At 60.1% G+C, this 21,958-nt stretch carries 20 protein-coding genes and 2 tRNA genes; 12 read left to right on the top strand and 10 right to left on the bottom strand.

Annotated elements, in window-relative coordinates; all coding sequences use genetic code 11:
- Window positions 1–144 precede the first annotated feature (144 nt).
- From rpmB to AC56LU_RS14815, 3 genes are all read left to right on the top strand, one after another.
- A complete protein-coding gene (gene rpmB / locus AC56LU_RS14825) occupies window positions 145–381 on the top strand; it encodes a 50S ribosomal protein L28 (RefSeq protein WP_005665737.1) in 237 nt (78 codons plus the stop codon).
- Window positions 382–394: 13 nt separating this feature from the next.
- A complete protein-coding gene (gene rpmG, locus AC56LU_RS14820; protein ID WP_005665735.1) occupies window positions 395–562 on the top strand; it encodes a 50S ribosomal protein L33 in 168 nt (55 codons plus the stop codon).
- Between the two features lie 174 nt (window positions 563–736).
- Window positions 737–1,486, top strand: coding sequence for a hypothetical protein (locus AC56LU_RS14815; RefSeq protein ID WP_497176374.1), 750 nt, complete (start codon window positions 737–739; stop codon window positions 1,484–1,486).
- Window positions 1,487–1,539: 53 nt separating this feature from the next.
- Here AC56LU_RS14815 and AC56LU_RS14810 read toward each other — a convergent pair whose 3' ends face one another.
- The 5 genes from AC56LU_RS14810 to AC56LU_RS14790 all read right to left on the bottom strand — a co-directional run bounded on the left by AC56LU_RS14810 (window position 1,540) and on the right by AC56LU_RS14790 (window position 6,639).
- Complete coding sequence (locus AC56LU_RS14810) at window positions 1,540–2,754, bottom strand: DesA family fatty acid desaturase (protein WP_497176373.1); 1,215 nt, start codon at window positions 2,752–2,754, stop codon at window positions 1,540–1,542.
- A gap of 116 nt (window positions 2,755–2,870) precedes the next feature.
- Window positions 2,871–4,190: a mechanosensitive ion channel family protein gene (locus tag AC56LU_RS14805; protein WP_497176372.1), complete on the bottom strand. Its 1,320-nt coding sequence runs from the start codon at window positions 4,188–4,190 to the stop codon at window positions 2,871–2,873.
- Between the two features lie 9 nt (window positions 4,191–4,199).
- Window positions 4,200–5,507 carry an RsmB/NOP family class I SAM-dependent RNA methyltransferase gene (locus tag AC56LU_RS14800; protein WP_497176371.1) on the bottom strand — a complete coding sequence of 436 codons (1,308 nt, stop codon included), beginning with the start codon at window positions 5,505–5,507 and terminating at the stop codon, window positions 4,200–4,202.
- A 12-nt stretch (window positions 5,508–5,519) separates the two neighbouring features.
- Entirely contained in the window at window positions 5,520–6,149 is a 630-nt protein-coding gene (gene purN, locus AC56LU_RS14795; protein WP_497176370.1) for a phosphoribosylglycinamide formyltransferase, read from the bottom strand.
- An 82-nt stretch (window positions 6,150–6,231) separates the two neighbouring features.
- The gene (locus AC56LU_RS14790; protein ID WP_027865202.1) at window positions 6,232–6,639 is read right to left on the bottom strand and encodes a barstar family protein; all 408 of its coding nucleotides are present in this window, start codon (window positions 6,637–6,639) and stop codon (window positions 6,232–6,234) included.
- Window positions 6,640–7,044: 405 nt separating this feature from the next.
- Between AC56LU_RS14790 and AC56LU_RS14785 the strand changes: the two genes are divergently transcribed.
- The 4 genes from AC56LU_RS14785 (at window position 7,045) to AC56LU_RS14770 (ending at window position 10,397) form a co-directional block, all read left to right on the top strand.
- The gene (locus AC56LU_RS14785; protein ID WP_497176369.1) at window positions 7,045–7,554 is read left to right on the top strand and encodes a glycine zipper 2TM domain-containing protein; all 510 of its coding nucleotides are present in this window, start codon (window positions 7,045–7,047) and stop codon (window positions 7,552–7,554) included.
- Window positions 7,555–7,648: 94 nt separating this feature from the next.
- Window positions 7,649–8,431: a spermine/spermidine synthase domain-containing protein gene (locus tag AC56LU_RS14780; RefSeq protein WP_497176368.1), complete on the top strand. Its 783-nt coding sequence runs from the start codon at window positions 7,649–7,651 to the stop codon at window positions 8,429–8,431.
- 21 nt (window positions 8,432–8,452) lie between these two features.
- Window positions 8,453–10,258, top strand: coding sequence for a type IV pilus assembly ATPase TfpB (gene tfpB / locus AC56LU_RS14775; RefSeq protein WP_497176367.1), 1,806 nt, complete (start codon window positions 8,453–8,455; stop codon window positions 10,256–10,258).
- A 63-nt stretch (window positions 10,259–10,321) separates the two neighbouring features.
- Window positions 10,322–10,397: transfer RNA gene (locus tag AC56LU_RS14770), tRNA-Lys, on the top strand.
- 186 nt (window positions 10,398–10,583) lie between these two features.
- Here the strand turns inward: AC56LU_RS14770 and AC56LU_RS14765 are convergent.
- From AC56LU_RS14765 to AC56LU_RS14750, 4 genes are read right to left on the bottom strand one after another with little or no spacing between them, the layout of a single operon-like run.
- Entirely contained in the window at window positions 10,584–12,608 is a 2,025-nt protein-coding gene (locus tag AC56LU_RS14765; protein WP_497176366.1) for a T6SS phospholipase effector Tle1-like catalytic domain-containing protein, read from the bottom strand.
- A complete protein-coding gene (locus tag AC56LU_RS14760; protein WP_497176365.1) occupies window positions 12,559–13,158 on the bottom strand; it encodes a DUF3304 domain-containing protein in 600 nt (199 codons plus the stop codon). Before AC56LU_RS14760 ends, AC56LU_RS14765 begins: the two co-directional genes overlap by 50 nt.
- A 1-nt stretch (window position 13,159) precedes the next feature.
- Entirely contained in the window at window positions 13,160–13,975 is an 816-nt protein-coding gene (locus AC56LU_RS14755; RefSeq protein WP_497176364.1) for a DUF4123 domain-containing protein, read from the bottom strand.
- Window positions 13,976–13,983: 8 nt separating this feature from the next.
- Window positions 13,984–16,839, bottom strand: a complete 2,856-nt coding sequence (locus tag AC56LU_RS14750) for a type VI secretion system Vgr family protein (protein ID WP_497176363.1) — start codon at window positions 16,837–16,839, stop codon at window positions 13,984–13,986.
- A gap of 166 nt (window positions 16,840–17,005) precedes the next feature.
- On the opposite strand from AC56LU_RS14750, the gene AC56LU_RS14745 reads away from it, so the two are divergent.
- From AC56LU_RS14745 to AC56LU_RS14725, 5 genes are all read left to right on the top strand, one after another.
- A complete protein-coding gene (locus tag AC56LU_RS14745) occupies window positions 17,006–17,521 on the top strand; it encodes a hypothetical protein (RefSeq protein ID WP_497176362.1) in 516 nt (171 codons plus the stop codon).
- Window positions 17,522–17,602: 81 nt separating this feature from the next.
- A tRNA-Lys gene (locus AC56LU_RS14740) sits at window positions 17,603–17,678 on the top strand.
- 114 nt (window positions 17,679–17,792) lie between these two features.
- Window positions 17,793–19,439: a choice-of-anchor I family protein gene (locus AC56LU_RS14735; protein ID WP_497176361.1), complete on the top strand. Its 1,647-nt coding sequence runs from the start codon at window positions 17,793–17,795 to the stop codon at window positions 19,437–19,439.
- Between the two features lie 66 nt (window positions 19,440–19,505).
- Window positions 19,506–20,099 carry an IMPACT family protein gene (locus AC56LU_RS14730; RefSeq protein ID WP_497176360.1) on the top strand — a complete coding sequence of 198 codons (594 nt, stop codon included), beginning with the start codon at window positions 19,506–19,508 and terminating at the stop codon, window positions 20,097–20,099.
- A gap of 106 nt (window positions 20,100–20,205) precedes the next feature.
- Window positions 20,206–21,372, top strand: coding sequence for an MFS transporter (locus AC56LU_RS14725; protein ID WP_497176359.1), 1,167 nt, complete (start codon window positions 20,206–20,208; stop codon window positions 21,370–21,372).
- Here AC56LU_RS14725 and AC56LU_RS14720 read toward each other — a convergent pair.
- The gene (locus tag AC56LU_RS14720; protein WP_497176358.1) at window positions 21,351–21,935 is read right to left on the bottom strand and encodes a cysteine hydrolase family protein; all 585 of its coding nucleotides are present in this window, start codon (window positions 21,933–21,935) and stop codon (window positions 21,351–21,353) included. The genes AC56LU_RS14725 and AC56LU_RS14720 overlap by 22 nt on opposite strands.
- Between the last annotated feature and the right edge of the window lie 23 nt (window positions 21,936–21,958).

Here is a 21,958-nt window from a genome sequence, read left to right as displayed (position 1 = left end):
AGGGTGTTACATCACTCGACAGCAATTGTTAAATTTAACTACTACATTAAGACACATTTGTTTTTCGCAAGTGATTGATTTGTCGTGTGTTTCCACGCTATACTCTCGTTTTTCCAATCCTGGAATATATTTAAGGAGTGCACTATGGCACGTGTCTGCCAAGTTACCGGCAAGGGTGTGATGGTTGGCAACAACGTCTCCCACGCTAACAACAAAACCAAGCGTCGTTTCCTGCCGAACCTGCAGAACCGTCGCATCTACGTGGAATCGGAAAACCGCTGGGTCTCCCTGCGTCTGTCCAACGCCGGTCTGCGCGTGATCGACAAGCTCGGCATCGACGCCGTGCTGGCCGACATGCGTGCCCGTGGCGAAAAAGTTTAATTAGGGAGCTATCATGGCAAAAACTGGCCGCGACAAAATCAAGCTGGAATCGACCGCAGGTACCGGTCACTTCTACACCACCACCAAGAACAAGCGCACCATGCCGGCGAAAATGGAAATCACCAAATTCGACCCGAAGGCACGCAAGCACGTGATCTACAAAGAAACCAAGATCAAGTAATCGATCTTGCTTTTCGAGAAAGCCGCCCGTTTCGACTGGCGGCTTTTTTTATGGCGGCGACTCGTCCTGAAAATACAACAGTGCTTGACTGCGCTCAGCGGGACAGGCCAGCGAACATTGCAATCTTCGCCAGCCCATGAAAGCATGGAAGCTTGCCGACTTCATCACGAAGGCATGCTCCCGCTCCTGTCACCTGCCGTGTTGTCCGCCCTGGTCGCCTGCCTGCTGTGCGCCCTGCCCGCGCATGCCCAGGCGCCCGCTCAGGCGCCCGACAGTTTGCCGATGGTCGAAGTCAAGGCCTCGCGCACGCGCCTGCTGCCCTACAAGCCCTTGTTCTACCCGATGGCCAAGGCGGTCCAGCATAACCTGGCCGGACGCGCCGCCCTGGCGGTCCAGCTGCGCCCGGCCCGGGCCGGCGTGCGCACCGACGACCTGTCGCTGTGGCTCGAAGGCGGCGGCGAATCGCTGCCGGTGCACGCCGGTGAACACGGTCTGTACATCGTGCCGGTTGCCGACCGCATCGCGCAGCAGGACGGCAGCTTTTCGATCAATGCCAACCCGTCCGACCTGCGCACCAACCTGGTCTTGATTCCCACCCTGGCGCCGGACGCCTGGACCATGGGCGAAGTGCGGCGCCTGCTGCACGACGTGCACGCGACCATCGATCCGCTGATCCCCTGGCATCACCGCTTCCTGAACTGGGCCTCGATGCGCAAGCTCGGCCTGTCGGTGTGCAGCCTGTCGCCGCGCGCCCATGTCGAGGTGTTCGACGGCAGCCGCCGGCTGGCGCGCTACCCGACCAGCGAACCGGCACGCAACCATGCGAATTCGCCGGTGTATTGCCACCGTTTCACCGGCAACGAAGACTTCGATCCACGCGCGCGGCTGGTACTGCCCGAGGATGCGCAGGTACTGCTGATTTAAGACGAAAAAAAAGCGGCTCCCCAAGGAGCCGCCCATATGCCGCGCGAAGCCGCTTATGCGTAGCTGCGCAGGCGCAGCGAGAACTCCTGAAGCGACTTGATGCCCGAGGCTTCGGCGCGGGCGCACCAGTCCTGCAGCTGTTGCAGCAGCTGGTCGCGGGTCGCGTGCGAACGTTCCCAGATCGCGCCCAGTTCCACGCGCATCTGGTGCATGGTTTCCAGCGCCTTGCTGTGCTGGAACAACTCGACCAGTTGCTGCTTCTGCGACGTCTCCAGCTTGGCCGGCTCGCGCTGCATCAGCTTGCGCGAGCTCTTCAGGAAGCGCGCTTCCAGCTCGGCCTTGTGCTTCAGGTGCTCGAATTCTTCACGGAACGCATGACGCACCGACTTGGCATACTTGGCCATCACGTCGTAGCGGTTGGCGATCACCGACTGCAAGGTGTCGTGGTCGGCCACCATCTTGTCCTTGGCGAACTTCGGCTCCGGCGCAACCTTCTTGACCTTGGCCAGGCCCAGGGTTTCCAGGATGCGGATATACCCCCAGCCCAGGTCGAATTCGTACCACTTGCTCGACAGCTTGGCCGAGGTGGCGAAGGTATGGTGGTTGTTGTGCAGTTCCTCGCCGCCGATCAGGATGCCCCACGGCATGATGTTGGTGGCCGCATCGCTGCAGTCGTAGTTGCGGTAACCCCAGTAATGGCCGATGCCGTTGATGATGCCGGCCGCGGTGATCGGGATCCACATCATCTGGACCGCCCACACCGAAATGCCGACGATGCCGAACAGCGCGAAGTCAATGAACAGCATCAGCACCACGCCCATGGCGCTGTGCTTGGTGTACACATTACGCTCGATCCAGTCGTCCGGCGTACCGTGGCCGTACTTCTCCATCGTTTCCTTGACCTTGCTCTCGGCACGGTACAGCTCGGCGCCTTCGAACAGCACCTTGCGGATGCCGCGCGTCTGCGGGCTGTGCGGATCTTCTTCGGTATCGCACTTGGCATGGTGCTTGCGGTGGATCGACGCCCATTCCTTGGTGACCTGGCCGGTGGTCAACCACAGCCAGAAACGGAAGAAATGGCTCGGAATCGCGTGCAGCTCGAGGGCGCGGTGCGCCTGGTGGCGGTGCAAATAGATCGTGACGGCGGCAATCGTGATGTGCGTCAGCACCAGCGTGGCGAAGAACACCTCCCAGCCGGTGAAGTCCAGCAGGCCGGTGGACAGGAAAGTCAGCACGGCTTGCACGGGGTCGCTACTTAAGAAATTCATTCGGTCTCCATGGATGTTGCGCCAGCACACAGTTCGTTCGCACCGTCGCGCAAGCTGATATTTTACGCTGTTCTAGTGACACACGGCACGCCAAGATGCCCGAATTCATGTAGGAATCAAGCTTGACCAGTAGTTCGCGCCACAAGCGATGATATATGGGCATCGAGCAAACGCGTATCCATGGTCGGATGGCCAAGTTTGATGTCGCCTGATTGGACAAGCGAATAGATTTTCTTGTTCACGTCCGAGATCGGACCACCCTGCCCGTTTTCCGGATCACCCAGCCAGAAGCCGACTTCCAGCTCGTAGCCGTCATGCGTAAACGCATTGAGCAGCACATTGGGAGCGGGTTGTTCCAGCACCCGCGGCACGCCGCGCGGCTGCGCTTCCAGCAGCGGCATGACCTTGGACAAGTCGCTGTCGTAGGACACGGTCAGCCTGGTGACCGCGCGCACGTTGCGGTTGGTCGAAGACTGGTTCAGTACGACGCCGGTGATCAGCATCTCGTTCGGCAGCAGGGTCTGGGTGCCGTCCGCGCCGCGCAGCACGGTATAGCGCGTGTTGATGCGCGCTACCTTGCCGGAATATTTATCGAGGGTGATCGGGTCGCCGATCGACAGGCTGCGTTCCAGCAGGATGATGAAGCCGGATACGTAATTGCTTGCAATGCGCTGCATGCCGAGACCGAGGCCGACGCCGAGCGCGCCGCCGAATACCGACAGCACGGTCAGGTCCAGCCCCGCCAGCCCCAGGCTGAACAGCAACGCAACCAGGATCAGCACCGCCCGGCTCATGCGCGCCAGCACCACCTTGATCGAACTGTGCATGCGCTCGACCTTCATCAGGCGCTCTTCCAGCGCGGCGCCGGCCCACAAGGCCAGCATCATCAAGACCACGATCGAGACCGCGCCTTCGACCAGGTCGGCCAGCGTGATCTTGTGCTGGCCGATCGGCAGTGTACGCTGTTCGAAGTAGCGGATCACGTCGGGCAGCACGCCCATGATGTGCAGGGCCACGCCGAGCCAGACCACCAGCGCGAATATCTTTTCGAAGGTCTGCAGCGTCTCGCCCAGTTGGCCGTGGCGCGCGAACACCCGTCGCAGCAGGTAGAAGAAGGTGCGGATCACCGCGAACGAAGACGCCAGCGGCACTGCCAGGTCGAGCAGGTGCACGCTCTGGTAGTTCGCCATGACGGCGCGGGTCACCACCAGCAGGCCGAGGATCAGCAACGGTGGCAGCACGCGGCTGAAGCTGGCCATCCCGAGGCCGATCAGGCCACGGGCCTGCTCCTGGTGGCTCGCCAGCCAGGAACGATGCATCAGCCGCGCCAGACCCCAGCCGACCCCGATGCACAGGGCGATGGCAAGTAGCTGCCACAGGATGGCAGGCTTGTTGATGTCGCCGAGCAGGTCGGCCAGCAGTTGCTGGAGCGGCATGTGTCGGCGTTATTCCTCGGCTTGGGCGACTTCCGACTCGTCGGCCGGCGCTGCCTTGGCCTTCGCCTTGCGTTGCAGCACGGCGGCGAAGAAGCCATCGGTCTGGTGCTTGTGCGGCAGCATCTTGAGGTACTGGTCCATCTCGAGCGGGATCTTCTGCTCGGCCAGCACGTCCTTCATCGGCACCAGTTCGAAGTCGGCATGGGTCGACAGGAACTGTTCGACGATGAAGTCGTTCTCTTCGTTCAGCAGGCTGCAGGTGGCATACACCAGGCGGCCGCCGCTCTTGACCAGGCGCGCGGCGCCGTCCAGGATGGCGGCCTGCTTTTCCTGCATCTCGCCGATGGCGTCGGGATGCTGGCGCCATTTGACGTCCGGATTGCGGCGCAAGGTGCCCAGGCCGCTGCACGGCGCGTCGACCAGCACGCGGTCGATCTTGCCGGCCAGGCGCTTGATTTTCGCATCGCGCTCATGCGCGATCAGCACCGGGTGCACGTTCGACAGGCCGCTGCGCGCCATGCGCGGTTTCAGCTTGGCCAGGCGCTTTTCGGAGACGTCGAAGGCATACAGGCGGCCGGTGTTGCGCATGGTCGCGCCCAGGGCCAGGGTCTTGCCGCCGGCGCCGGCGCAGAAGTCCACCACCATCTCGCCGCGGCGTGCGCCGACGATCTGGGCCAGCACCTGGCTGCCCTCGTCCTGCACCTCGATCGCGCCTTCCTTGAATAGCGGCAGGTTCTGCAGCGCAGGCTTCTTGAGCACGCGCAGGCCGAGCGGTGCGTAGGGCATCGGTTCGGCGGCGATCGGCGCCTTGGCCAGTTCGGCCATCACGTCGTCGCGGTTGGCCTTGATGGAATTGACGCGCAGGTCGAGCGGCGCCGGCGTATTCAGCACGGCAGCCAGTGCCAGGGCTTCTTCCTGGCCGAACTGCGCGACCAGCTTATCGTACAGCCAGGTCGGCAGGTTCGCCTGCATCTGCGGCGGCAGCAGGCTGCGGTCCACTTCCTTGATGCGGGTGAGATACTGCGTTTCGTCCTCGCTGAGGCCGCCGAGGGCATCGATGCCGACGGTCTCGGACAGGCCCAGCAGGGCCAGCTTGCGCATCGACGGCATGTTGCCGGCGCCGGCGAAATCGGTGAAGAAGGATTTGTTGCGCAGGACGGCGTACACCGCCTCGGCAATGACGCCGCGCTCACGGCCGCCGAAACGCGGGTGATCCTTGAAGTAACGCGACAGGGTAACGTCGGCCGGCGATGTAAAGCGCAGTACCTCGCGCAATACTTCTTCCGTATTGCCGAGGATTGCTGGTGGCAATCTCATGGTGTTCCTTAATTAGATGCTGGTGGTTTCGGCGGCTGCACTGTTAATGCGAACTTCGCCGTTTTCAATACTGAGCCTGTCTTCGACGAAGAGGCGCACCGCATACGGGTACAGCTTGTGTTCTTCGACGAGCACGCGGGCGGATAGCGTGTCCTCGGTGTCATCCGGCAGCACCGGCACCTTCGCCTGCGCCACGATCGGGCCATGGTCGAGTTCGGCCGTCACAAAATGAACGGTGGCGCCGTGTTCCTTCTCGCCGGCGTCGATCGCCTGCTGGTGCGTGCCCAGGCCAGGGAACAGCGGCAGCAGCGAGGGGTGGATATTCAGCATGCGGCCGGCGTAGTGCTCGACGAAGGGCGCCGTCAGGATACGCATGAAGCCTGCCAAAACGACCAGGTCAGGGGCAAAGCCGTCGATGGTTTCCTGCAGGGCCGCATCGAACTCGGCGCGGCTGGCGAACGCCTTGTTTGCCACGACGGCCGTCGGGATGCCGCGGCCCTCGGCAAAATCCAGGCCTTTCGCTTCCGGTTTGTTGCTGATGACGGCCGCCACTCTGGCTGGCCAGCCCTCGGCTTCCAGCGCGCGCACGACCGCTTCCATATTGCTGCCGCGGCCGGAAATGAGGATCACGATATTTTTCATACCGCGCATTGTACCGTATCGCCAGCGGGCAACCGCAGCGGGCCAAGTCCTGGCGGCTGCCTGCGGACCGGGCGTCCGGCGTTCAGGCCGGGATCGCGAACGAGTAGAATACGCGGAACGGGACCTTCTTTTCGGCCCAGAATTCGGCCGCATCGCGGAACACGTCGAGCAGGTTTTCGCGCGCTTCCTTGTCGAATTTTTGCGCACTTGGCAATTGTTCGAGCACGACGAGGAAACCGGGCTGCGGACCGGCCTCGGCTACGGTCTCGGTGAGGCACTTGCGCAGGGCGTCGAAGTTCTTGCTGCAGGGTTTGGGGAAATAAAAGTTTTCGCCGATGCGAGCGCATACCTGCTGCTTGGTCAGGGTATTGGCGCAATGCGCATACAGGAAGTGCTGACCCAGGCGCGCAGCCTCCTGCTGCAGCTCGGCGACGCGGAACGCGCGGATCGACTGCACAAGATTGGGCGGCACTCTCATCAACAAACTCATTTTTTCCTCAAGTTGACCAGGTCGGTACGATAGTGGCGCCACGGCCACCCTGTACAACGGTTGGCATCCGCCGTCTTGTTCTCTCCCTGTCATTTCCACGCGCCAATAAGACCCTGATTTGTGTAAGGGTAACGTTTTGTGGTATTGGAAGCAACCCAAATGTGATTACAGGAATTGCATTTGTAAAAAATAGTAGTGAAATATCCGCCTGGATTAGACCTTTAAAAAGCCCTTTGTCATTCTGGCGCGGAGTAAAAAATGCTTGCGCTGCTGTTACATTTTGTTGCCACGTGGATTCGATGCGGCCGGCGGATCGGATTACCATAGGAGGTAAGAAAGTCCGGTCGGCTTGCTCTCCCACCAGACTCGTCTCTTGCCCATCACGTGCCCACTACGAGGTAGAACATGAACTTTCAAGCCAAACTGATCATCGCCGCCATGGGCCTTGCCGCATTGCCGCTGGCCCAGGCCCAGGATTTCGAAGACTTCGGCCGCGTGGTGCGCGTGCAGCCCCGTGTGGAAGAAGTCCGCATGCCGCGCCAGGAATGCCGTACTGAATACGTGCAAGTGCCGGTGCAGCAGCAACGCGGCGTCGGCGGCGGCATCGTCGGTGGTGTCGTCGGCGGCCTGCTCGGCAACCAGGTCGGCAGCGGCAGCGGCCGTGTCGCCGCGACGGCGGCCGGCGCGATTGCCGGCGCCATGGTCGGCGACCGTGCGGAAAACAACAACCGTCCGCAAGGCGGCGTGCAGGAACAGGCGGTGCGCCAGTGCCGCACCGTCGACGCCATCGAGTCGCGCACCCGCGGCTACGACGTCACCTACGAATTCCGCGGCCAGACCTACACCACCCTGATGAACCGCGATCCGGGCAACCGCGTGCGCCTGCGCGTGTCGGTCCAGCCGATCGATTACTGAGCTCCCGCGCCGGCATTCGCCCGGCGCCTGGTTCCCGCGCTTGCGCTGCGGGAACCCCTCCCCCGATAATAGGGCGATTCAACCAGGTTGCCCTATGCTCATCAAACGCAAATCCATCGAACAGGCCGAATCCTCGCGCCGTCCCGCGCGCAAGCCCAAGTTCGCCCCCGTCACCCTGTCCGAACAGGACGGCGTCCGCTACCTCCATTTCGGCACCGAATGGGTGCAGGGCGCGATGCGCATCCGCAAGCCGGACTGGCCGGAGCTGGAGTACGCGCAGCAGATGATGGCCTGGATGCTGTTCATCGAGTCGCCGCGCGCCATCGCGCAACTGGGACTCGGCGCCGCTACCTTGACCAAGTTCTGCTATCGCCAGTTTCCTGAAGCGAGCGTCACCGCCGTCGAGCTCAACGAATCGGTGATCGGCATCTGCGCCTCGATGTTCAAACTGCCGCCGGGCGACGAGCGCCTGCAGGTGCTGGAAATGGATGCGATGGATTTCGTCACCGATCCGGCCAACCACGGCGCCTTCGACGTGCTGCAATGCGACCTGTACGACGCCACCGCGCGTGGCCCGGTACTCGATACGCCCGAGTTCTACCAGGCCTGCAACGACTGCCTGCTTGACGGCGGCATCATGACGGTAAACCTGTTCGGCGACCACCCGAGCTTTGCCAAGAACATCAAGGCCATGAAATTCGCCTTCGAGCACGTGATCTGCCTGCCGGAAGTCCACGACGGCAATGTGGTCGCCCTGTGCTTCAGGGACCGCCCAGCGCTGGACAAGGAAGCGCTCGCGGCGCGCGCGGCCCAGATCGTCGCCGCGACCAGGCTGCCGGCCAAGTCCTGGGTCAAGGGTATTTTCGCCGCCGCCTGATATCTCCACCGGGAGCCGAACGTGAACAGTGCCATCCCTGCCCCATCCAAGGCGCCGCGCCTGCGTGCGCTCGACCTGCAGTCGATCTTCTCCTGGCTGCTGGCCGATGGCATCGTCACCAAGGAATTCGTCAAGACGCAGTTTGCCCATGCCCAGGGCATCCTCAAGAATGCCGCGGGTTCGATGCACCCGCTTACCGCGGTGGCCCAGTGCAAACTAATTTCAAACCTGCCGCCGCACCGCATGCTGACACTCGACGCCCTGACCGAATGGTGCGCGAGCAAGGTCGGCCTGCCTTTCATCCGCATCGATCCGCTCAAGATCGACTTCACCAAGGTGGCGGACGTGATGTCGGCCAGCTATGCGGCGCGCTTCAATATCCTGCCGGTGGAAATGACCGGCTCGACGCTGGTGGTGGCGACGGCCGATCCGGCGAACGTGGAATGGGAAGCGGAAATCGCCAAGGTCTCGCGCCGCAAGATCGAACTGGTGCTGGCCAATCCACTCGACATCGCCCAGTACATCTCGCAATTCTTCAGCCTGGCCAAATCGATCCGTGACGCCAACCGCCATACCGGGCAAGACCTGGCGATGCGGAACAATTTCGAGCAGCTGGTCGAGCTGGGCAAATCGAACAAGCAATTCGACGCGAACGACCAGCACATCGTCAATATCGTCGACTGGCTGTGGAGTTACGCCTTCGAGCAGCGCGCCTCGGATATTCACCTGGAGCCGAAACGCGAATTCGCGGTCATCCGCTTCCGCATCGACGGCGTGCTGCACCAGGTGTACCAGGTGCCGGCGGTCGTGATGATTGCGATGACCGCGCGCATCAAGCTGCTGGGGCGGATGGACGTGATCGAAAAGCGCCGGCCGCAGGACGGACGGATCAAGACCCGCACCGGCGGCGGCCAGGAAGTCGAACTGCGTTTGTCGACGCTGCCGACGGCCTTTGGCGAAAAGCTGGTGATGCGTATTTTCGACCCGGAGGTGGTCGTCAAGACCCTGCCGGAACTGGGCTTCCCCCCGGACGACGCGGCGCGCTGGGACGCGCTGACCACCCGGCCGCATGGAATCATCCTGGTGACCGGGCCGACCGGGTCGGGCAAGACGACCACGCTGTACACGACCCTGAAAGCCCTGGCGACCAGCGAAGTCAACGTGTGCACGGTAGAGGATCCGATCGAGATGGTCGAGGCCTCGTTCAACCAGATGCAGGTGCAGCCGGGGATCGACCTGTCGTTTGCCGACGGCGTACGCGCCCTGATGCGGCAGGATCCGGACATCATCATGGTGGGCGAGATCCGCGATCTGCAGACGGCCGAAATGGCGATCCAGGCGGCGCTGACGGGGCACCTGGTGTTTTCGACGCTGCATACCAACGATGCGCCAGCTGCGGTGGTGCGGCTGCTGGAACTTGGCGTGCCGGATTATCTGCTGGAAGCCACCTTGATTGGCGTGATGGCGCAGCGGCTGGTGCGCACGCTCTGCCCTGAGTGCAAGGCACCTGGGGGTGAACTGAGCGATGAGGTGTGGCAGGGCATTGGAGGCGCGTGGAATATTCCGAAGCCTTCGATTGTCTATCGTCCTATTGGCTGTCCGGAGTGCCGGCAGACCGGTTATCGCGGGCGCACCGGCATCTATGAACTGCTGACGGTGAGCGAAGGCTTTGCGCATGTCATCCGCGCATCCGGCGACATCCAGAAGCTGCGGCAGCAGAGCGTGGCGGACGGCATGAAGCCGCTGCGCATTGCGGGGGCGATGAAGGTGGTCGAGGGCGTGACCACGGCGGACGAGGTCTTGAAGGTGACTGCGGCGCTGGGCTGAGGCCTGCTTGTACAGTTGGCACTAGCGCAAACCGGAACACCCGGCTATAATGCTGCCTCTTTCGGGTCGTTAGCTCAGCTGGTAGAGCAGCGGACTTTTAATCCGTTGGTCGCAGGTTCGAATCCCGCACGGCCTACCACGAATTTGTTGCAGCAAAAAAGGCGTTACGAGTGATCGTGACGCCTTTTTTGTTTTGTAACCAAGGATATAAATGCTTGTGTGTATAGCATTCATACCGTATCGAAAAAATAGTTTTATCCGGCTAGTATCGACTTCCCGAATTCGGTATCGGGGCGCCGTTCCCGTGCTTTTTTCATAATCCGACTCATGCTTGATGAGAAAAATCCTCCTCCCGCGCCTGCCTGGCCGCGAATAACAGCTTACGATCTCCTCCCACAAACACCACCCGCGGATCAGATGGAAGTGTGGCATCCCTGGCGAATCCAGCCAGCGAGTCATGCACAAAAAAATCAAAAAGTGCAATCGTTTCCGCATCCCGCAAGCCCGTATTTTTATGAAATTCATTCTCATAAGCGTTAATTAAGGCTCTGTAGTGCGGTCTCAGATTTTTCCGTTGCACAGATAGGTTTTTATCAGAGGTACGGGATAGTGCAGAAAGAATTGATTTAGCATCTTCCATTAATTGCTGATCGTATATATCTAGCATCGCCTGATAATTTTCCATATTCGGAATAGCATTCCTTTTAGCCTCCGCCCTCAATCGATTGTCTCGTGCTTCCAAATACTGTTGACGCGCTGCTTTTACTGCAGAGAAATCCGGTGCTGATGCCCTACCACTCGCATGTGCTGTGGCCATGGGGCCAACACCGACCTGCTGCGTCCGCATCAGTAAATCGTATTTAACTCTGGCAGAGCTCTCCACTTTCGCAAGATTAGAAACTTCAGCGGCCATTAATTTTTCCTGACTACGATATCTGTCGCTATATTCCTTGATTATCCCGGCTTCCTTGCACTCCCCACCTAGTTTCCGTTTTATTGAAGAGAAGCGCCAAGAGAAATACATTTCCCTGTGCTTGTTCATCAAGTCTCCAACACCACTCCCTACGCCAACGGCCTTCGAATAACCATCGTAAGCTTTACGCAGGTCATCACTAACATCGAAATCTTGCATATTACGTGACGCCTTTATTGGCAACAGCGGAACACCTTGACGCAAGGCAGAGTCATACATATGACGCAAAGGAATAAGACAAAAGTTTTCTTTTGGGAGCATTGCCTTTGCACCTTCACCAGGAGCGTATCCACCACCCACATCGGAGTGCGATCCTGGATAAACTGTTTCGTGAAAGTGAGCCGGTTTGGTCATCCCGGCGCCCCCCATCATGCTGATACTATCCACTGGAAAGGAGTTTCGTATCTCGTGAGCTGCAATAAAATGACGTACCTCCATAACGGTTTCATGTATTGCCATTCGCTCGCCCCATGCGTCGTGACCACCGTAGTCTCCTGGAGCAGGATCGGCACCTGCCACTCCTCCAGTAGAAAATGCCAAGGCTACAGGTGTCGTATCGGGGTAATCTTCCAAGCGTTCCGACATCATACCTTTCACATCACCAAGCGCTGGATTCCAGTAATCAGTGTTATTTCTGCTCATGGGTTGCCCCACCGAAGCGACCGTGTCAAACAATCCCATAAATCGGAAATTTATAGGGGCGTTTGCGCTGCGCAACCTCCAACGACTCTTCTGAGAAACGCAGCGAGTCTCCATCAAAATGCTTACAAAAGCCCGAGCGAGCGCCGCCCCTCGACTGAATCCGAAAACGGCAATATTAATCTCTTCAATTAGATTCATTCTAGATTTGGAGATCGCTATCGGACGCTCCAATGCTTGATCGAACTGACGCAAAGCAAAGTCCAAACGAGCCTGGCCCATCGCTCCAAAAGCGTTTCCAGCTGCACTCCCGCCTTTATCACCTACCTCTTTGAAATAAGTGGCTATCCCGGGAATATAAAATCGATAAATGCCATTTACTGGATCCGTTTCTCGATGAATCCGATACAGCCGCGCGACATTACTGTGCTTTAACAACCCAAGATCCGCCTCTAAATTATTCCCCGTTCCATCGAAAAAAAATGTTAGCCAAAGTTTTTGCTTGCATGTCAACGGCTTACGAAGGTGAAGCTCTTCACCAGCGAGTACTGTTTTAATATTCTCGGTAGCGCTAATACAGGCTGATGGCGGCGAAGGATTCGCCGGAATAATCGGCAATTCCGCAGCCGTTCTCAGTTTAGTCCCAGATGGTTGCAAAGGGGTCATCTTTGAATCGCCGACCACAGAGTTATTCTGGCCTTTTGTCATCCTTGCACCTTGGAAAAAATGATTGCTCAAGACGATTTCCGTCCAGTCGAACCTGCGGAGCAGACAATTCGTGTGTTACCAAAACCTCTACTGTTCCGTCACGGTAAAAGTGAGTTTCTACATACTGAGGACGTCCTTTGGAAACATCCTTCACCGGAATCAGTACCTCCCTGTAGTAGAGATGGCGAATATTCTGCGTCGCGCCGGTCAGTTCGCTTCTAAGAACATACATGCAACCATCGACTTGCCACCTAACTTTTATATTTTTATGCGGTGAATTTACAGACGAAAAACCAATGCAACATGTTATACCACCTCCTCCACTCGTCTTCGAACTAAGTCGAACATCCCCACCTCCCACCCCATTCAACGTGTAATTCTCTATATCTTTACTCGTATAGTTATAACCAATAAGACCTAATGATGTATTATTGCGCTCCACAATAGGAAAATCATATCCACGTGCTTCTGTAGGCAGTATTATCAAATATAAAAATACCGGTATGTATAGCAAACTTTGTGACAGGATAAAAAATATCTTCCGCACCATTGTTGATTCTAAATATTTTTTTACCAGCATGTCAATTCCAGGCTGTTAAATGATCAGGCGCGTTATTGGAATCTGGAAAATCCCAATGCTGTTCTTTTTTGACAGACAAAATATCTACGACTCTGCAAACAACGCTTTCCATTGAGAACATGCTTTCGTTTCCGAAAAAAGCGATCGAATCCATTATCTCCCTCCAAAGATCAACTGGGGGAGTACTCATCATTAAATCCTGAAAATTGCGTTGGAGAATATGCATTACTTGGTCTACTGCTGACTCTCTCAACAGTAAATCTTCTTGTGCTTGTGTTAAAAAAATCCTCCCCCTTTCGGTCGAACTTTCGCTAAACCCGCAGGCAAAATGCACGATCTTGCCCAACCGATTGAAATACCACCAGCTATCTGCAATCCCGCAAAACCAAATCTTCTGGGATTCATCAAGATGTAATGTAAGCGCCTCAAACACGCGAGGGTCGTAAAATCGGAGCATAGCCTGTAAGTGTCCGCACAAGGTGATTTCAAGCCGCTCAGTCAATCGTGTTGATGCCGCGTCAAAGCCTAGAGGAGAGGAAAGCATTAAAGTCGTTGAATTTGCGTTCCCTGACTTTTGAACCCACTCCAAAAATCGCCTCGAAACCAGCAAACGGCTTTTACTACCAGCCAAAATCAGAATAGGTCCGGCCTCTTCAACACTGGAATCGCAAGTATCACTAAAGAGACTTTTCCAGCGTAGCGGAGTTGACGCCAACCGAACGCGTAGTCTGGGCATGCCAGCGCCGTTAACTAGCAAGAAAAAGTTTTTTTCAGAACCAGACGATATCTGGCCCTGCGCCAGGCTATATAGATCCATATCGTCGACTAGCTCCGCAAAATGAAAGGTGCACCGCTGCTCTGAGCCCTGAGCAAACATTCAAGGCATATGCCATTTGGCAATTGTGGAAATAAATAGGAATACTTCGCGCCTTGCATAAAGCTTTTTTTCCCAGCATGCACCTTGATTGCACCCGGGCATTCCACCGCGATATTTCCCGCCTCGATCGTTATGCTTGCGCCGTCCGCTGTGACTAAAGTGATTTTATTTTTTCCTGCGAATTCGATATGGGCGCTGGCACTTCTAATGATTGATTCATTTTTTGCATTTACATTCAGATCCCCGAACTGGGACTGAACGTCAATTGCGTCCTCAACTGTAATGAGTTGCAAGCCGATGTTGATTTCGCCTGGCTTCACTGCCCCGCCAAGTACCCCGATCGCTTGCTTTGACTGAAGGCGCATTTGTGCCGCTGCTACCAGCTGCGTGTCCTGACCGCTGGACAAAGTGGTAGTCTCCTCAGCTGTTAGTTGTACACTTTGTCCGGCGACTGCGCCGAAGCCATCCTTTGCAGTGATTGCAATAATCGGATCAGTTAAAATCTGAATTTTTCCGTCACCTGCGCTTGTGTTCTTGGCGGCCGCATCAGCAAGCGCAGACTGGAGATCTTTTGTCGCACCTATCCCTGATAGACCAGTCGACATCGCCTTGAGTGGCGCCGCTGTGCTATCCAATACGCTTTCGCTTGCTTTTACTGCACCCTGGTGAGCGGCTAGCGCCACGGTCTGATGCGTACCTGCCGCGGAACTAAAGGTGTCGGCTGTTGCGAGTAACTGCTTCAGCAATGCGATTGCAGCAGTATTTTCACCGGCCGCATCTCTCCTGGCAGTGCTGTGATTGAGCTTGTAGCTCGAAACGACCAAACCAGCCCCCGCCCGCACTGCGCCGTAAGCATCAGTACGCAGTTCCGCCCCCAAGCCACGACAACTTCCGCGGTAATTATCCGCAGCATGAATCAGCTGCCCCAGATTCAGCTCGCTCGCCGCATACGTGCTCTTGAGCTGCACCCGCCCCTGCCCATCCACGTCATCGAACAACAGCTGCGAATACCCTTGCCCCCCGAATTCCTTGCTCCGCATCCCCCACTGCGATGCCGGATTCCGATGCCCCGCGCTATCCGCCGATGCGCCATGCCACACCGGGCCTTTCCCGCCACTGAGGTTTGCCTGCGCCGACGTCGCGTGATCATGCGCAGTTTCAAAGCAGGAAAGGTCCGCCTCCTTGTCGCGACGACCACCCGGGGTAGCAACGACACCGCCTTCACCGCGCCCGTTGTAAAGCGCGCCAATGACAATCGGCCGATCGATATCGTTCTCCAGGAACTGCACCAGGACTTCCTGCCCGATCCGTGGCAGGAATTGGTGTCCCATTCCCCTGCCGGCCGAGCGTTGGGCAACGCGCACCCAGCAGCTCGCATTCCCGCTGTCCTGCCAGTGAAAGCGAATCCGAATCCGCCCCAGCCTGTCGCAATACAGCTCATCCGCACCACTCGGCTGGTCGTTGCCGTCGGCGCCGACCACGACGGCACTCTGCGCGCCGAAGGCGAGCGGCTTCGGATACACCTGCCCGTCGCTCCGCTCCAGCGGCGGGCGCCAGACCATTTCGGTTGCCACTGCATTGAAGCAGTTGGCATAACCAGTCTCCCGCGCCTGCGTCATCGCCAGCGCGAGATCTTCCGGCGTATCCGCACGGGTCAGATCCTCCAGCAACTCTGGAATCGGCCCGAACAATTCGGCAAGCGCATGCTGCGCCGGCGGCGGCATATTGTTGACGCCGATGCTGAGAACCCGCAGCACGGTGAACGACGCCGTATCGCCCAGCTGCTGCAAGGGCGCGCCGAGCACCTGCATCCGCGTCCCCGCGCGCAGTGTCCTCACGGTGGAGCGCCCCCGCCACACGTGTCCGCAAGCCTCCTGCTCTTGCATGCGCAAGTCGGCGTAATGCTGCGCCTGGCGCCAGTCGGCACGGGCGTACTGCCCCGGCAACTCATACGCCTCCAGCGCAGGCAGCTTGCTCCCATAAATAACGTGCGACGGTGAACTGGCTCCAATGACTTGCTTTGCCTTGTAGTCATCACTGAGCAAGCTCGTCATGGAAGCGTGCAGACGCCGCTGCGTCGACAGCGCCTGGATGCTGTCCGATTCCTCCACCGAGCGGGCGCCATGAAAACGAATGCCTCCAAGCTCCGCGCTGCTGGCATCTTCCGGCACCGCACAGCGCCGGCTGCTGTCCGCAAACAGCACCAGCCCCGGCCCGTCCCTTGTCTGCTCAAGGCGCCAGCACAGTCCCTCTTCGGCCAGGATCCGCCACACGAAATCAAGGTCCGATTCCCGATACTGGCAGCAGTAGCTGCGCGGCGACACCTGGTCCAGGAATGACCCGACATCCTCGCTCCAGCGCCAGCGCGCCAGCGGCTGGTAGGCCGCGAACACCGCGTCGACGATATCGACCACACGCGCGTCCTGCCACACTCGGCTATTGCGAACCTCTCCAAGCCGCCATAGCCACGACGACATGCGGATGCGGTAGCGCGCCAGGCCGCCGTCGCTGCCCAGCATCGCTGCTTCACGGATTTCCCCGGCAAAGCGCTCGCGGGCGCCATCCGCGAGGCAGATTTCCAGCACGGCGGACTGGCCCAGCAGCGTGTCCGGTTCCAGGCAGGCGTCGGTCGACAGTGCAATCACGTCGCGCGTACCGACCTTTTGCAGCGCATCGTCGGCAAGAAAGGCTTCGACCAGCAGGTCGGCCTCTTCGCGATCGCCAATCTTGAGCTTGTACAGCCTGCTGGCACTGCTGAACTCAGCGAGTGCTGCAAAGATCTGGTCCGTCAGCGTCGTGCTCATGAACGTAGTGACTCCCGATGGATGCGGTGGCCGAAGGCACCACGATATAAGCAGTCCGAACGGCAATTCTTGCGCCGCGTCATCAGTTGCAAACCCGTGCTGAACCGAACGCCTGTCTATTCAATAAATAGTTAAACTATTTGCAACCCCCCATCTGGCGCGCGTCGTGAAACTCATCCAGAACATCTTCCTCCTCGGCTACATGCTGATCGTCGCCCTCTTCTTCGTCTGCGGCCTGGGGCTGATCGTGCTGGCTGCGGTGGAAACCTGGAGCGCCCTCAATCCCGGCGTCGAGCTCAAGGTCCGCGAGCGCTTCCAACTGATCCTGGAATGCGTGGGTCTGCTGACGATCGCGGTCGCTTCGCTGGAGCTCGGCCAGACCGTGCTGGAAGAGGAAGTGCAGCGTTCAGTCAACATCAGCTCGCCCACCCGCGTGCGCCGCTTCCTGTCGCGCTTCCTGATCGTGGTCGTGGTGTCGCTGTCGATCGAATGCCTGATCGGCGTCTTCCAGTTCATGCACGGCCGTCCGGAATACCTCTTGCATTCGGCCGCCATCGGCGTGGCCGCGGCCGCGATCCTGGCCACCTGGGGCATGTTCATCCGCATGAACGTCGAAGCGGAAAAGCTCGAACCGCAATCGATGCACGAAGTGCAGGCCGAGGACAAGGAACTTGAAACTTGAGTGAAAAAGCGCCAATTCCTAAAACAATGACACGAAGCACTTGGATATTCGTGCAAACGCCGCTATAATCTTGTCTTCTTCGGGTCGTTAGCTCAGCTGGTAGAGCAGCGGACTTTTAATCCGTTGGTCGCAGGTTCGAATCCCGCACGGCCTACCAAAGATTCAGCAATGAAGGCGTCATGAGAAATCGTGACGCCTTTTTTGTTTTTCGCGTCATCGCCTTGTCATCCCCGCCTCCTATGCTGTCGGTTTTTCAACAGGAAATCCGACAATGCCGTTTCTCGACCTCGCCGCTTCCCCCAAACCCCTGCGCGTCCTCGTCGGCGCCATGCTCGCTGCCGGCATCCTGGCCGGCTGCGGCAGCAGTGACGACGATGAAGACCTGACGCCGAAGACGCTGACGATGGAAAAGATCGGCGCCTACAACGGCGGCAAGGTGGGCGCGGCCGAGATCACCGCGTTCGATGCGGCCAGCAAGCGCCTGTTCGTGGTCAATGGCGCCAACGGCACGGTCGATGTACTCGACCTGTCCACCCCGTCCGCGCCCAAGCTGGCCGGCACCATCAGCGTGGCCGGCCTCGGAGCGGGCGTGAACAGCGTCGCCATCCATGACGGCCTGGTCGCGCTGGCCATCGAGTCGGCGCCCAAGACCAGTCCCGGCACCGTAGCCTTCTATACTGCCGCCGACCTGAAGCTGGTCAACAGCGTCCGGGTCGGCGCCCAGCCCGACATGCTCACCTTCACGCCGGACGGCCGCACCGTGCTGGTCGCCAACGAAGGCGAACCGAACAGCTATGGCCTGGCCGATTCGATCGATCCGGAAGGCTCGGTCAGCGTCATCACCGTCAACCGCGGCGGCACGCCGACGGTCGCCAGCGCCGACTTCCGCGCATTCAACGGCCAGGAAGCGGCGCTGCGCAGCCAGGGCATCCGCATCTATGGCCCGGGCGCCAGCGCCGCCCAGGACTTCGAGCCGGAATACATCGCCGCCAGCGAAGACGGCCGCACCGCCTGGGTCACCCTGCAGGAAAACAATGCGGTGGCCATCGTCGACGTCGCCACTGCCAGGGTCACCTCGATCAAGCCGCTCGGCACCAAGAACCACAACCTGGCCGGCATGGGCATGGACGCTTCCGACGAAGACGGCGGCACCAACACCAACAGCGGCACGCCGGCGGTCCGAATCGCCCCGCAGCCGGTGAAAGGCATGTACCTGCCGGATGCGATCGCCCGCTTCACCGTGGACGGCAAGGCCTATCTGATCACCGCCAACGAAGGCGATGCACGCGCCGACTGGCCGGGTTTCAACGAGGAGACGCGAGTACGTGCTCACTGCGGCGCCGGCCTCGACCCCGCCGTGTTCGGCGATGCCGCCAACCTGGTCCTGGATTCGAACCTCGGCCGCCTGCGCATCACCACCACGCCCAATGGCGGCAGTGCCGGCAAGAACGCGGCCGGCCAGTGCAACGAGCTGTATGCTTTCGGCGCGCGCTCGTTCTCGATCTGGGATACCGACCTGAAGCGCGTGTACGACTCGGGCGACGAGTTCGAACAGAAGACCGTGTCGCTGCCGAACGTGCGCTTCAACGCCAGCAACGACAACAACGATCTCGACGGCCGCAGTGCATCGAAGGGGCCGGAGCCGGAAGGCGTGACGGTCGGCCGCTTCGGCAGCAAGACCTATGCCTTCATCGGCCTCGAGCGTATCGGCGGCGTGATGGTGTACGACGTCAGCAAGCCGTCGGCAGCCAGCTTCGTCACCTACCTCAATACCCGCAGCAACGACACCGGCGACCGGGGTCCGGAAGGCCTGACGTTCATTCCGGCGGACAAATCGCCGAACAGCAAGCCGCTGCTGGTGGTGGGCAACGAGGTCAGCGGTACCACCGCCATCCTGCAAATCAACCTGGCTTACTGAGCCTGAACGGGGAAATGCCAGCCGCGACGGTTGGCATTTCCTGCCGCGCCGCCGATAATCGGCGCCATGCCCTACTCCATCGCTTCGCCCGTCCACTTCGAACTCATCATCAAGAAGAGCCGTTTCCTGGCCTGCGTCCAGCCCATGCCCGACCGCGCCGGCGCCCAGCAGGTCGTCGCCAGCCTGCGTGCAGGACACCCCGGCGCCGCCCACGTGTGCTGGGCCCTGCTGGCCGGCGGCCAGTCGGCTGCCGTGGACGACGGCGAACCGAGCGGGACGGCGGGCCGCCCGATGCTCGACGTGCTGCGTCACCAGGACCTGGAAGGGGTGCTGGCCACCGTGGTGCGCTACTTCGGCGGGGTCAAGCTGGGCGCGGGCGGCCTGGTGCGCGCCTATACCGACAGCGTGGCGCAGGCCCTCTTGCTGTCGCAAAAAGTGCCGATCATCAAGCTGCAGGCGCTGCGCTGCACGGCGCCCTACGCGCTGGAGGGCTTGGTGCGGCGCGAACTCGATGCCGCCGGCGCCCGCCTGGACGCGGTGGCGCACGGCGACGCGGTGCTGTTCGATTTCAGCCTGCCGGACCAGGACGCCGGCGCCCTGCGCACCCGTCTCGACAACGCCGGCCACGGCCGGATTACCTGGCCGAGGATCGACGAATAGGCCGTCGTTCATTTCACAGGGCTATACCAGACATCACGACTCGAAAGCGGACTGGGCGCGTGTCAAGCGCTATAGTGGCCGGTCCTCCCCGCCACGTCTGCGCACCTTGATCAAGAAAAGCCTCCTTCCCCTCGCCCTCGGCGGTTTCGGCATCGGCATGACCGAATTCGTCATCATGGGCATCCTGCCCGACATCGCCGGCGGCCTGCACATCAGCATTCCGCAAGCCGGCTACCTGATCACCGCCTATGCACTGGGCGTCGTGGTGGGCGCGCCGACGCTGGTCAGCCTGATGGCGCACCGTCCGCCGCGCAGCGTGCTGATGTGGTTCATGGTCATGTTCACAGTGTTCAATGCCTTGTCGGCCTTCTCGCCGAACTTCGAGGTGATGATGCTGTCGCGCTTCATGGCCGGGCTGCCGCACGGGGCCTTCTTCGGCGTCGGCGCAGTCGTCGCCAGCCGCCTGGCCGACGAGGGCAAGGTGGCGGCCGCGCTGGCCACCATGTTCACCGGCCTGACGCTGGCCAATGTCGTCGGCGTGCCGGCCGGGACCTGGCTCGGCCACAACATGAGCTGGCGCGCGGTGTTCCTGGTGGTGGCGGCGATCGGCCTGCTCACGGTGCTGGCGCTGCGCCAGTGGGTGCCGCACATCCAGGCCAATGCGCGCACCAGCCTGACGCAGGACCTGCGCATCTTCCGCAGCCCGGCCCTGTGGCTGGCGCTGGCCATCACCTCGATCGGCACCGGCGGCTTCTTTGCCTTCTTCAGCTATATCGCGCCGCTGCTGACCGAAGTCACGCACTTCCAGCCCGCCAGCATCCCGCTGGTGATGACCGTGGTCGGGGTCGGCATGACGGTGGGCGTCAACCTCGGCGGGCGGCTGGCGGACCGCGTGCCGCCCCTGCAGGCGATCCTGATCCTGCTGCTCATCATGACCACCCTGCTGCTGTGCAACGGCCTGTTCGCCGCATCGCAGCCGGCCATGCTGGTGCTGGCCTTCGCTACCGGCGCCAACGCGCTGGCGCTGGGTCCGCCGATCCAGATGCTGCTGATCGAACATTCGCGCGAAGCGGAAATGCTGGGTTCCTCCCTGGGACAGTCGGGCTTCAATATCGGCAACGCCCTCGGAGCCTTCCTCGGCGGCATTCCGCTGACGCTGGGCTATTCGTATGCGTCGCCGCAATGGGTCGCGGCCGGTCTGGCCCTGTCGGGCGTGATGCTGGCGTCGGCCATGCTGGCGCAGGGCCGCACTCAGGCGCGCGCGCTGGCCTGAAGGCCGAGGGCCGCCAGCACCTCCTCCGACCACACCACGGTCGCAAATTCGCCATGCAGGCTGGCCAGGGCTGTGTCATGCATCTGCTCGGCCGTGAAATGGCGTCCGTCCGGCCCGGTACGCTCGAAGGTCGCGCTGGCATCGGCCACGAAATACGTGTCGAAACCGAAGTTGCCGGCCATGCGCGCCGTGGTCGACACGCAGTGGTCGGTGGTCAGTCCCATGATCACCAGCACCCCGATGCCGGCCGCGCGAAGGCGTGCCTCGAGGTCGGTGCCGATGAAGGAACTGTTGACGCTTTTGACGATCACCGGCTCGTTCGCCAGCGGCTGCCCTTCCGGCTTGTGCAGGTAGCCCGGCGTTCCCGGGCGGAACAGCCCGGCCGGCGAAGCCGAACAGTGCTGGATATGGAAAATTGGCCGGCCGGTGGCGCGCCAGGCCGCCAGCAGCGCGGCAATCTTGCGCTCGGCATCGGGGTTGTTGCGTTGTCCCCAGGCGGGGTCGTTGAAAGCCTGCTGCACGTCGATGCTGACCAGGGCTGCGTTCGGCGGTAGTTGCTTCATGGGCTAGTGTAGCGAAGTGGATG

The organism is Telluria sp. PB2R4, from assembly GCF_059685695.1.
This window is presented reverse-complemented; position numbering and strand designations above follow the sequence as displayed.